Here is a 12,755-nt window from a genome sequence, read left to right as displayed (position 1 = left end):
CAGACCTCTTGTCACTCACCGTTCATGCGCTAAGGCACAAGACCGCACGAGCTTCCCGGAAGCCTCGAATGGAACCGGGAAGCGACTTAGGATGATCACGTGACCAAACTCGCCACCCTCCTGGATCAGATCGACTCGGGCACGCTGCTCCTTCCGGAATTCCAGCGAGGGTACGTCTGGAATCGAGATCAGGTACGGGGGCTCATGACCTCGCTCTACCGGGGCTACCCGGTGGGGTCGTTGCTGATCTGGGAGACCGAGCCGTCCGTCGGAGGCGCGGCGGTGCGCGGCGAGACCGTCGTGTCCAGTGGGGCCAAGCTCCTGCTACTGGACGGACAGCAGCGCATAACCTCCCTGTACGGAGTGATGCGCGGCCGGCCTCCGGCGTTCTTCGAGGGGGACGCGAACGCCTTCCTGAACCTGCGTTTCAACGTCGCCGAGGAACGGTTCGAGTTCTACGCCGCCTCCCGGATGAAGGACGACCCCCGATGGGTCGACGTCACCCGGTTGTTCACCGACGGACTGACCCCGCTGATCTCCGCGTTGAGCACCAACGCCCGCACCCAGCCGCACCTGGCGGAGTATCTGAGCCGGCTGACGAAGCTGCACGGCCTGCTGGAGCGCGAGTTCCACGAGGAGAAGATCACCGGCGTCGACAAGAGCATAGACGTCGTGGTCGACATCTTCAACAAGGTGAACTCGGGTGGCACCAAGCTGTCCAAGGGCGACCTGGCCCTGGCCAAGATCTGCGCCGAGTGGCCGCCCGCCCGCGCCACGATGCGCGGGCACCTCGCCTCCTGGCAGAAGGCCGGATACGAGCGCTTCACCCTCGACTGGCTGCTGCGCAACGTCACCGCCGTGGCGAAGGGACGGGCCCAGTTCACCGCCCTGGAGAAGATCCAGGCGCCGGAGTTCGAATCGGCCCTCCAGTCCTCGGCCGACTACATCGGCCGGTTCCTCGAAGCCCTCGCCGGACGGCTGGGTCTGGACCACAACCGGGTCCTGCTGGGGCACTACGCTTTCCCCGTCGTGTCGCGGTTCCTCCACCTCAATGGCGGAATGTTCGACGACGCCAAGCAACGCGACCGGATGCTGTTCTGGTTCGTCCAGTCCGGGCTGTGGGGCCGTTTCGCGGGGTCCGTCGAGACCGTCCTGACGCAGGACTACGAGACGCTGGAGCGGGCGCGGCGAGCGGGCGAGGACGGCATCGGCGCGCTCATCGACTCCGTTGAGCGGTGGCGCGGCGGGAACCTGACGATCAGTCCGCACGACTTCGACGGCTGGAGCATCGGTTCCCGCTTCTATCCGCTGCTCTACCTGCTCACGCGCGTCTGCGGAGCACGCGACTTCGGCTCCGGACTCCCGCTGCACAGCGAGATGCTGGGCAAGCTCACCAGCCTGCAGATGCACCACGTCTTCCCCAAGGCCGTGCTGTACGAGGCCGGGTACCAGCGGTCCCAGGTGAACGCGGTGGCGAACTTCTGCTTCCTCACCCAGGAGACCAACCTCAAGATCGGCATGCGGTCCCCGGAGGACTACTTCCCCCAGGTGGAGGCGGCCCAGCCCGGGGCGCTGGCCTCGCAGTGGATCCCGACCGACCCCCAGTTGTGGCGGATCGACCGTTACCCGGACTTCCTCGAAGCGCGCCGCGAGCTGTTGGCGCAGGCCGCGAACTCCTTCCTCACCGAGCTGCGCAATGGAACGTCCACCTCGTCGGCTCCCGAGCTGGGGCGCATCCAGGTGTCGGTGAGCGACGAGCAGCCCGACGTCCGCGCCGTCCAGATCACGAGCATGCTGGACGAGCTGGAGGAGTTCGGTTTCGTCGCGCCACGGCTGGACGCCGAGATCGCCGATCCGGACACCGGTGTCCTCCTGGGTGTCGCCGAGGCGTTCTGGCCGGACGGGCTCCAGCCCGGGCAGGGTGACCCTGTGGTGCTGGAACTGGACCCGGAGGACACCGATGTCGCCCGGATCCGGGAGCTCGGATACGAGGTTTTCACCTCGGTCGATTCGCTGCTCGGCTTCGCCCGCCGCCGCAGCGAGTCCCGGGTCGCCGAAGCGGCCGACGAAGCGGATGCCACGCAGGCGCAGGCCGGGCAGGACACCGAGCTCTCCAAGCAGTTCGATGCGGCGCTGCGCGAGCTGTACGAGCGGACCAAGGCGGAAGCCGGGTACAACGCCACGACGCTCTTGCGCATGCTCGCGGAGCACGGCGGGGTCGGGGCGGCCAAGCGCGTCCTGGCGCTCAAGCACATGTCCGACGGGTTCGCGGCGCTCTGGGAGCGGGGCCGCCTCGACCTGTCGGTGGAAGCGTTCGTGCTCGATCCGAAGTGGGCTCCGTTGTTCACCGCGGAGGAGCTGGAGGGTGCCCGCCAGGTCCTCCTCCGCTTCAACTACGTGCCCTGATCAGGTGAGCACCGGGCGGAGGAACGGGCTCGGCTCCCCGTGCCAGGAGACGTAGAGAGCCTCCCTGGCACGGGTGGCCGCCACGAACAGCAGGCAGCGTTCCCGTTCGAGGTCGGCGGTGTGCGCCGCCTTGTCCTCCTCCTCCGGGGTGACGGCGCCGGTTGCGGGAATCTGGTGAACGCCCACGCCGATGACCGCGACGCAGCGAAACTCCAGGCCCTTCATGCGGTGCATGGTGCCCGCGCGGACCGCTCCGTCCGGGGTCTTGCGGGCGAGGGAGGCGGCTGCGACGCCCGCCCTGTCCAACGCGCCGACGGCCTCGTCCACGAGTTTGTTCGACCGAGCCGCCACGCCGATCTCCTCCGGTGAGACGCCGGAGGAGATCCATGCGCCGATCTTCTCGGCGAGCTGGTCCAGTTCCCGCTGCCGGGTCGGGTGACCGATGGCGGTCGGCGGCGAACCGTGCACGTCGGAGCGGCATCCACTGAGTTTCTCCAGGCCTTCGTCCATGTCGTCCACGCGGACGCCCGACAGCAGGTTCAGGCTCCAGCCGAGGATCTCCGCCGTGGTGCGGTAGTTGACGGTGAGCCGGAAGGACCGTCCGGCGACCTTGATGCCGAGGCCGCGCAGCGACACGGTGTTGCCGTAGATCCGTTGATGGGTGTCGCCCGCGATGAACAGGTCGTCGCGGCCTTCGGCGACGGCGGCGCGCAGCAGCCGCCAGCGGACCGGATGGAGGTCCTGCGCCTCGTCCACGATCACGTGGTCGTAGGGCTTGTCCTCGGCGTCGGCCAGCAGGCGAGCGGCTTCGGCGCACATCGACTCATACGTCCACACGTTGCGTTCGGTGAGCTCCTCGCTGAAGGCGCTCACCGCGTGCCAGACCTGGGCCTTCTGGAGGTGGCCGAGTGCTCGGCCCCGTCCCGACCGCTTCGCAGCCAGGTAGGCGTCGGCGTCCGCGACCCCCCGGCCGAGCACGACGTCACGCCATTCCGCGGCGAGGAACCCTTCGGTGAACGGCAGGCCGAGCCGCTTGATGATGCGTTTCCAGGTGGCCCTCTCCTCGGCGGGCCGCAGGATCGTGAGGCGGCCGTGCTGTCCGGCGACGACCTGGTAAGCGATCTGGTCGACGTGCCGGACGTCGATGCGGTCCAGCACCTCCGGGTCGGAGGTCAGCAGCCGCAGGCTGTCCTCGAGCGAGGACGCCAGGGTCGAGGTGAAGGTGGTGAGCAGCACCCGCCCGCCCTGCTCGGCGAGGTGGGCGGCCCGGTGCAGCGCGACCACGGTCTTGCCGGTGCCGGGCGCGCCGCCGACCTTGGCGCTGCCACCGAACGAGCCGTAGGCGACGCGCCGCTGCGCGGGGTGCAGGTAGATCCGCCACAGCGCGAACGGGTCGGCGAAGACGGCCATCAACTCGTCCGGGCCGTGGACCAGGACCACCCGCTCGGGCGAACGGGTCACCGCGGCGTCGATGTCCTCGGTGTCGTAGCCCTGCTCCTGGAGGTCCCCGGCGAGCTGCGCCCAGACCTCGTCCGGGCTCATCCCCAGCGCGAGGCCGATCAGCGCGTCGTACTGCTGCGGGGGCAGGAAGGACTGGGACGCCTCGAGCTGGATGAGGTCGGTGAGGGCCCGCGCGAACGTCAGCGTCTCCCCGTCGACGCCGAGGCGGCGCAGGTCCGCGTCGTTCACCGCGTCGAACAGCCGCCGGTTGTCGTGCTCCCCCAGCCTCTCCAGTTGGGGCAGCGTCTCCTCGATCGACGCGACGTCGCGCAGCTCGATCCGGCCCGTGGCGGCGTTGACCGACACCCGGCGGCGCTGGATCCACGAGTAGGCGGCGTCGTGCGGCAGGACCTTCAGCAGCGTGTACGAGTCGCCACTGTCGGGCGCGAGGACGACGCCGCGCCAGAACTGGGTGATGCGGACGGTCTGGAGCCGGGGGTCACGGGCGTTGTGCACCTTCTCCAGATGCACACCCGCGTGCGTCGCTTCGGAGAACTTGCGGAAGACCTCCTGGACGCGTTTCTGGACCGCGGGTTCCAGCTCGGCGTAATCGCGCAGAAAGTCCTGGTCGATACCGAGTGTCGCCACGGTCAGCGTCCCTTCACGCGGTCAAGGCTCTCGCGGACCTTGCGCACCATGCCGTGCTCGGGTCCGTGCAGCCGGACGAGGTCATGGAGGAGGTCCTCCAGCGTGTGGACGGCCGAGGCGGTCCGGCCCGCGCCGAACTGGAGGAGTCCGACCTGCCGGCGCAGTTCCAGGACCCGGCTGTCGTCGGAACCGAACATGCGCCGTTCGTCGGCGAGCAGGTCGTTGAGCTGGTTGAGAGCCCGTGGGGTGTCGCCCGCGAGCGCATGGCTGTTGGCTTCCTGGAAGCGCAGGCGCAGGACGAGTTCGGTGTCCGGAGCCGACGAACGCGACAGTTCGCGGACGAGCGCGTTGAAGTCCTCGGCGGCGGTCCGGTAGTCGCCGGCCTGGAACCGCACCTCGGCGAGCTCCCGGCGCAGCTCCATGACCTCGGTGTGGTCGGCGCCGAAATGTCGTTCGGCCCGTTCGGTGATCCGACTCATGGTCCGGGCCGCTTCTTCGTAACGGGCCTCGCCCACCAGGCGCCGGGCATGGCGGCGGGCTCGGTCCACGTCCCCTCGGCCGAACGACTCGGAGGGCCGTCCGTTCTCGGCAGGCGCCGCGAATCGCGAAGGCGCCTTGTCAGCCGACTGGGGACGGGCGACGCGAGTCGTCAGGGCGCGTCCGACGATCGCCGTGTACCGGCGGACGGAGGTCGGCCCGGGCCGTACCGCGTCGGGAAGCCACGGGAGATCGCCGATGTGGGGTTCGAGGTGTTCGTAGACCTCGTCGGCGCTCTCCGGCCGGTTCCGGGGGTCGCGGTCCAGCAGGGCCTGCAGAAGCCGTTCCAGCGCGGGCGGGACGTCGCGGCGCAGTTCACGGACCGGCACGGCATCGCTCGTCAGGCGGGCCTTCATGATGGACGCCTGGGTGGGACCGGCGAAGGGGCAGCGCCTGCTGAGCATCTCGTACAGGACCGTACCGAGCGAGTACAGGTCGCTGCGCGGGCTCCAGTTGTTGTCGTACTGCTCGGGCGCCATGTAGGCGATCGTCCCGACCATCTGGCCCGTACTGGTGAGCCGGGATCGCTGGTCGTCGTCCAGGGCCGCCGCCAGCCCGAAGTCCAGCACCTTCACCGCGCCGTGCTGGTCGACCATGAGGTTGCTGGGCTTGAGGTCGCGGTGGACGAGTTGGAGGGAGTGCGCGTGGCTGAGCACCGCGCAGGTCTGCGCGGCGATGGCCGCCGCCCATCCGATGGGGAACGGGTCGTGCTCGGCCACGAGGTCGTCCACCTCGCGTCCCTCGATGAGCTGCATCACCAGGTAGCGCCGGTGGGCGAACCGTCCTTCGGTCTCCTCGCCGAGGTCGTACAGGGCGGGGACGCCCGGATGGTCCATCCGGGCTGTGAGCTTGCACTCCCGGTCGAACCGTTTGACCAGCTCCTCGCGCTCGGTGGGAGTCTGCGGGAAACTGATGAACTTGACCGCGACCCGGCGCATGAGTTCGGTATCCGTGGCTCCCCACACCTCCCCCATACCGCCCTTGCCCATGTGGGTGTGGTCGAGCTTGTAACGGCCCGCGATGACGTCCGCCACAGTGACACCTCCCCTCAGGTAAGCATGGAGTAAATCAACATATTCAACCGCTTAACCGGAGGTTTTCTCCACCCACTCCGCTGATCGCGCCGTCACAGCCGCTCCAGAACCCCGTCGGTCCGTAGCTGGTCGACATGCTCGGCCGCGCGCTGCGGGGCCGAGCCGCCGCGCACCAGCAGGCCCGCCTCGATGTTGGCGTCGGCCCCCGACTGGGTGAGATTCGCGCTGGTGACCAGCAGTTCCCGCCGATCGGCCACGGCGATCTTCGCGTGCATCTTCCCCTTCTGTCCGGGGCGCCTGAGGACCGGCCAGTGCCACAACTCCACGTTCAGGCCGTGGAAGGCCGCCGCGGGTTCCTCGCCGGAGATCGCACTGCCGGCGCCCTGGAGCGTCTCGACCACGACCCGGACCCGCACACCGCGCTCCAGGGCCACCGCGATCGCATCGCGGACAGGCGGATGAGGCTTGGCCGAGTAGGTCATGAGGATCAGCTCGTGCCGCGCATGGCCGATGAGCTGCGCGAGCACCTGAGCCGTCGAGCGAACGGGGACCGCATGAGTGACCGGCCCGGACCAGACCGATTCCACTCGCACCGCGGCCTCCTGCTGCGCCAGCGCGGCGGCCATGCCCTCCAAGAAGGCGGCGACCGTGGCAGAAGGAAGATCGCCTTCGTCGTCACGGGCGGCCAATACCGCCTCCACGTCCGCGGCGAACTCTGGCATCGCCTCACGAATGCGGTAGAGGTCCCCACGGCCGACACGATCCGCCAGGACACGAAGGCGCGTGGGACCGAGCCTGGCCGCCGGCGCGGCGGCGGCCGACGCGAACCGCTTCAAAGGCGAGTTCACGGCAGCTCCGGGTACAGCGCCAGATCCGGCTGGTCCACCGGCACGACGAACCTGCGGTCCAGGAACTTGTTGCCGCGCTCGCAGGTCGTCTCGGACACGAAGAGGCACACGTGGCACGCTGCGCCGTGCAGGAAGTCCGCCGGAGCCTGCGGGAGCCGCTCACAGCACAACGGATCGGAGGAGCAGTGCCGGGCGTCGGCGAGCGCCCGCCGCGTCAGCCGGACGAGTTGGTCGGGTTCGGCTAGCGAGACCAGGCCTCCCAGAGTTCCGTCCGCGTCGGGGACGGCTGTGTAGATGAGGATGCCCGCGCGGTGCGGATCGTCCTCGGTACCGGAGTAGATCCGCTCGGAAAGGCTGGCCGAGCTGTAGCCGCACTCCAGCGAGATCGTGCGGATCAGCAGGTGGGACAGCGTGTGCAAGGCGATGTAGCGGGCACCCGGCCACAGGTGCATCGGGTCGAACTCGGCCATGTTCTGGATCCGGTCGGAGTACCGGTTCTGCCGGTACCGCCCGTACGCCTCACGGTGCAGCCGCACGGCCTCGGAGTCGGCGATCCGCTTCTCCCACTCCTGGACGACGTCCTCGGGAAGCCTGAAGAAGATGCCCTCGCCGCGGACCTCGCTCGCGGGCACCCATGTGGGGTTGGAGCGGGCGAGCGTGACGCTCTTCACCATCTCGGGATCTTCTGGGTCGGGAGCGTCGAGACGGGTGAAACCGATCAGCGCGCGGACCTCACGGAGCCGCTCGGCCTGGAGGACGTCGGCGAAGACGTCCGTCAGCCGCTCCGGAACTCCGTCGAGGTCGCGCCGGAGGGTGAAGTCCTCGGTGGGATCGGGAAGCTTGGGCGCGGAGAAGATCTCCCACTCGGGAGTACGGAGGTCGGGGATCTTCTTGGCGTCCTGCTGGTCGTCCCCGCCGCCCGTCATCTTCCCGCGGAGCCTTTCGACGGCCGCCGCGATCTCCTCGTCCGACCAGTCCCTGAGCTCCTTGAAGGCCGGAGCGTTGTTGCGCGCCCACTCGTACATCGTCGAGGGGAGCGCCGAGACGGCGTCCCAATGCTGCTCGACCTTGGTCTCCAACTCGCTCGCCCCGGTCCGCGGGACGTTCAAAACCGACATGGTCTGCGCGAACCACTGGTTGGAGGCCCCGACGACCAGCATCTTCGGGTCGGCGGTGCAGCCCTGCGGGTTGAACACCACCAGGTGCGGATGCCTCGCCCGGCAGCGCGGAAGGTTCTGCTCCCCGCGCTTGCCCTGCGCCTCGCGGATGTTGCGGCGTTCGTTGCAGTTGATGCACACGATCTCGACGTTCGCGCCGAGATTCCCGCCACGGTCGTCCATGCGCAGCCGAGGATGCGACGCTTTCGGGCAGGGCAGGCCCTTATGGACGAAGTTGACGTAGGGGAACTCGTCGAGATGGCCGTTGATGCAGGAGAGCACGAAACGGGCCGCCACCGCGAGCGGACGCTTCTTGGACCTGGAGCACTTGTCGTGGAAGAACTTGGCCTCGTGCGGCTTCCGCGGCTTGGAGTTCTCGAAACCGAACACTCCCGAGTCGAGGCCGGCGAGCTCGTTGCACGCCGTGCAGCGGAACCAGGCGGGGAACGGCGCGACCGGGACCCCGAGCTTGGACGCGGGGCCCTTGGGGTCCTTGTCCAGCCCCTCCAGCCACGGTGCCTCCCTGAGCGAGACCACGGACTTGCCGAGGACCTTCTGAACGGCCGTCAGCAGCCGGGGTTCGGCGATCGGCATCTGCGGCGTGTACTCCAGGTACCGCTCCCAGTCGTCCAGGCCCTTGACCAGGACGGAGAAGTTCGGCAGGTCCACCAGGGCGCCGACACCGCCGGTGTACATCAGATGGCTCGGACGGACGCTTCCGACCCGGCGGTAGAACTGCGCGGTCTCGGTCATCGTCATGCTCCCTTCCCGTTCAGGGCGGTCTCGCCGAGCTCGTCACCGGCGGGCGCGTCGTCGTCCTCGGTCTCGACGGGCGGACCGAACGACCACGCGGGTTCGTTGTAGACCGGCTTGAACAACGCGTCACCACCGGGGAGAAGCAGGTTGATCTCGTTCTCGGTCTCCCGCATGGACATCCCGGCGGTGAGATCGCCCCACCTGCCGTTGCCCGCCGGTTCGAGCAGCCCGCGGATCACCTGCTTGTTCCACGTGCCGTCCTGGTAGCCGAGCCTCGTCGAGCCCTGGTTCTTCTGGGTCTCCCACAGGTCGGTCACGCGCTTGACCCGCTCGGCCAGATAGTCTCGTCCGCGCTCGTGCGCGACGGCCTCGGCGCGGACGAGCATCCGGTCGATGACCTCCTGCACGATCGGGCCTTCCAGATCGACGTCGTAGGCGTCCCGATTGCGGGAGTACTCCTCCACCGCCTGCCGGACGGCGGCGACAAGGGTCGCGGTCGTACCGCGGTCCAGGGCTCTGCGGGTGTACGGGGTCACCGAAAGGGCTTCGACCTGGCGGTAGAAGGTCGCGTGGTAGTGCTCGAAGTCCTCGTAATGGGCGAGGTCCCGGGGACGCGACCAGTTGTAGAGAGTGACGACGAGGCCGGGCTTGGTCGCTTCGCGGCCGACCCGCGAGGACGCTTGGATGTACTCGGCGGTGTTCTTCGGCTGGCCTGTCATCACCATGAGGCCGAACCGCGGCACGTCGACCCCCACCTGAAGCATCGAGGTGGCCAGAACCACATCGACCGGAGTCAGCCCGGCGCGCTGCCGATCGTAGAAACGCTCCGCCAGCGGGTGCGGCGCCGGCGCCTTCTCGGCGGAACGGGATTCCTTGCGGGCCTTCATGATCCGGCGCATCTCGGCGGCGGCCTCGCTGCGCCGCGCATGGGTGTCGATCTCGGGGTCGAAGCCGTGTTCCAGCCGCTTGAGCACGTCGCTGATGTCACCGGAGGAGATGCGGGACGTCAGTTCCTGGATGACGAGGAGGGAGTTTCCGATGACGCGGTCGGACAGGCCCTTCGCACGGCCGTGGCGCCGGACGCGGGTCGTCACGTCGTCGTCCAGGTAGCGGCGCATCCCGGCCAGCTCGCGGGTGGCGTTGAAGTAGCCGACCAGGGTCATGTAAGGGTCGGCGGGCGCACCGTACTTGTCGAACAGCGTCTGCCCGGCCAGCAGCAGGATCTCCGCGAGGCGGATCTCGGCCGACTTCAAGCGCACTCCGTGCGCGCACACTCCGAGGTAGCGGCGTCCCGGGGTCTCCGGCGTGACCGGCTTCTGCTCGGAGAAGAAGGTGTCGGACGCATCGATCACCTGGGGCGGGAACACGGCCAGATCGCGGCCGAACACACCGAGCACCTGCTGCCGGGAGCGCTTGGTGGTCGCGGTGGAAGCCACGATCTTCGGGCCGGTGCGGTGCTCCCCGAAGGGCCAGGACGTCAGCTCCGCCACCGCCGCCTCGAACAGACCGACCGTGGTGCCGAGCGCGCCCGAGATCAGGTGCAGCTCGTCCTGGATGATCAGATCCGGCGGCCGGAGCCGGACGACCGGCTGCGCGGTGATCGCGGGGAGGGCGCCCTTCTTGTTGTGCTTGCCCGCGCAGCCGATCCTGTCGTCAAGGTCGTCATGGCGGAAGCCGTGCCGGTCGCAGTGGCTCCGCATGCGGCCGAACAGGATGCCCGCGTAGCCCTTCCAGGGAAGCTGGGCAAGCTTGTCAACAGTCGCGATGACCAGGCTCGGCGCGTAACGGTAGATCTCTTCGTCCACGGTGAGGATGGGCAGTCCCTCACCGTTCGCCTTGCGCTTGGAGAAGGGGCAGGCGTCCTCGCCCTCGCCGCGGTGGCAGTAGAGCAGGACGCGGCGCCGGTCCTCGTCGATCCACAGGTCGCGCTCGGCGCGCAGTCCTTCACCGCACCAGGGGCAGGCGAGCGTCTGGAGCACATTGGCGCGGTTGCCCTTGCCCGCGTCGCGCGCCTCGACGACCTGCTCCTTGGCATCCTCGAACCAGTTCGGGGAGACGCCGGCGCCGACCCACAGGCCGATCCGGAACCGCTCGGTCCCCCACATCTGCGGATCGCGTTGACGCAGCACCTCGGCGGCGCAGATCAAGGCAGCCGCCCGCTGGAACTGCTGGGCGGTCAGCAGGCGCAGGGTGTAGCGCATGAGGACGGCGACTCCGGCGAGCCCGTCACGCGCGTCCTCCCCCGATCCGAGCAGACCCTGGAGGCGGCGAATGCCGAGGGTGTAGGCGATCAGCCCGAGGTAGGCCTCGGTCTTGCCACCGCCGGTCGGGAAGAACAGCAGATCGACCAGGGCGGTGTGGTCGGCCGCGCGCTCCGGGTGGCCCGGGTCGGTGAGCGAGGGGAGGTTGAGCAAGACGAAGGCGAGCTGGAACGGACGCCAGCTCGCCGCCTTCGCGCCACGCTCGGCGACCTTCTGCTCGGCCTCCGCGTAGCCGAGCCCCTCTTCGCGGAGCGCGCCGATCTGGGTGTTACGGCGTTGCAGCGCCATCGTCTCGTTGGCGAAGTGGAACGCCTGGAGCGCTTCGGCGTGCCGGGGCGTGCTCGGATCGGTGAGCAACGCGACGCCCGCGGCTATCCGGGACGCCGCCCGGCGGGCGTCGGCGACGGCGCGTTCGGCGGTCTCGCGGAGGGTGGCGGGCAGACCGGGGATCTCGGCCTCACACTGGTCGAGCCACTTCTCGTAACCGTCCACGAGCGGACGCAGACCGGCCTTGAGCTGCTCCGGCGTCGCCTCGGCCAGCGCGTCCATGGACAGCTCGACGTGCTCCAGCGGCGTGCCGGGACCGGTCGGGGCGACGGTCGCGGGAACGTCGTAGACGGGCAGCCACGTGGTGACGAGCCGGTGCGCGCGGCGCTCGCCGGGCTCGATGTCGGCGTGGACGGCGACGTTGCGACCGGCGGCGTACCGGCGCTCGTTCCGGTAGAGCAGGCGGAGGTGGAGCTCCTCCGGGTCGTCCTCGGCGATCTCGCGATCGTCGAGGGGGTCGTCCACCGGGAGGAAGACCGGCTTGGCGCCGTCCAGGGCGGTCACCGTCAGCTCCGGCTGGAACAGCCAGGCGGTGTCCTTGTTACTGGGCGGCTCGGCCTGGGCGTTGACCAGGGCGAGCTCGACGATCCGCTTGCCGTCGCGCTGCCGGACGCCGACGCTGAGCAGCACCCCCGGCGCTTCCGGGTCGTCCATCGTCAGCGGGATCTTGTAGGAGGGTTCGGCGTCGAGCCGCACCTCCTTCTCGTGGTCCTCCTGCTTGCGCGCCCAGGGCCGGATCTTCTTGCCGTTCTCGTCTTCCTCGTCGTGCTTGTCGTACCGCCCCCACGCGGCCCGGACCGACACGGCGTCGATGGCGGCGTCCACGCAGAAGGACAGGCCCATGGACGACGCCCACAGCTTGCCGAGCGCCTGGGGGCTGACGACGTCGGGCAGCTCGGCGTCCGACGCGTCGCCCTCCACACCGGTGTCGTTGTCCTGCACCTCGCCCGCCTCGTCGGTCACGGACGACGGGGTGTGTCGAGGGCCGAGCATCCCGACCAGGTAACGCTCGCGCGGGCCCATGGCCCTGGGGTGGAACCGCTCGGACGGCCCGTCCCACGGACCGAGCAGGTCGCGACGGACCAGATCCTCCAGTTCGTCGCGCACCTGGAACGAGGTCGCCTCGGCGAAGTCCTGCGGCTGGTCGAGGGGGGCGACCGGCTCGGCGTCCTGCCCGACCTCCTGCGCGTCATGCCCCACGGGGAGCTGCTCTCCCCGCGGATCGTGGAACAGTCCGTCGATACTCCCAGCCATGGACACTCCAGCCAACATTTGAAGACGTTGTGTATAGAGTACACAAGCACATGCCTACGACAAGAAGGTCCGCAACCCCTCGTCCCC

6 protein-coding genes are annotated in these 12,755 nt (G+C 69.1%); 1 reads left to right on the top strand and 5 read right to left on the bottom strand.

Translation table 11 applies throughout. The features are described 5' to 3' along the window. Positions 1–99: 99 nt before the first annotated feature. The gene (locus DZF91_RS22455; RefSeq protein WP_117359427.1) at positions 100–2,406 is read left to right on the top strand and encodes a GmrSD restriction endonuclease domain-containing protein; all 2,307 of its coding nucleotides are present in this window, start codon (positions 100–102) and stop codon (positions 2,404–2,406) included. Here the strand turns inward: DZF91_RS22455 and DZF91_RS22450 are convergent, their stop codons facing one another. The 5 genes from DZF91_RS22450 to drmA all read right to left on the bottom strand — a co-directional run bounded on the left by DZF91_RS22450 (position 2,407) and on the right by drmA (position 12,668). Further along, a complete protein-coding gene (locus DZF91_RS22450) occupies positions 2,407–4,494 on the bottom strand; it encodes a UvrD-helicase domain-containing protein (RefSeq protein WP_117359426.1) in 2,088 nt (695 codons plus the stop codon). 2 nt (positions 4,495–4,496) lie between these two features. Continuing rightward, entirely contained in the window at positions 4,497–6,065 is a 1,569-nt protein-coding gene (locus DZF91_RS22445) for a serine/threonine-protein kinase (protein ID WP_199486800.1), read from the bottom strand. A 92-nt stretch (positions 6,066–6,157) separates the two neighbouring features. Then, on the bottom strand, positions 6,158–6,913 hold the full coding sequence (gene drmC, locus DZF91_RS22440; protein WP_117359425.1) for a DISARM system phospholipase D-like protein DrmC: 756 nt from the start codon (positions 6,911–6,913) through the stop codon (positions 6,158–6,160). Continuing rightward, positions 6,910–8,823 carry a DUF1998 domain-containing protein gene (gene drmB, locus DZF91_RS22435; RefSeq protein ID WP_117359424.1) on the bottom strand — a complete coding sequence of 638 codons (1,914 nt, stop codon included), beginning with the start codon at positions 8,821–8,823 and terminating at the stop codon, positions 6,910–6,912. The genes drmC and drmB overlap by 4 nt, the downstream gene beginning before the upstream one ends. A 2-nt stretch (positions 8,824–8,825) precedes the next feature. Continuing rightward, positions 8,826–12,668 (bottom strand): DISARM system helicase DrmA, encoded by a 3,843-nt coding sequence (gene drmA, locus DZF91_RS22430; RefSeq protein WP_117359423.1) that lies wholly within the window; start codon positions 12,666–12,668, stop codon positions 8,826–8,828. Positions 12,669–12,755: the final 87 nt, after the last annotated feature.

It is taken from the genome of Actinomadura logoneensis (assembly GCF_003428695.1).
Classification (GTDB): Bacteria; Actinomycetota; Actinomycetes; order Streptosporangiales; family Streptosporangiaceae; genus Spirillospora; species Spirillospora logoneensis.
The sequence above is the reverse complement of the archived record's forward strand: the minus strand, read 5'-3'. Positions and strand labels throughout refer to the sequence as shown.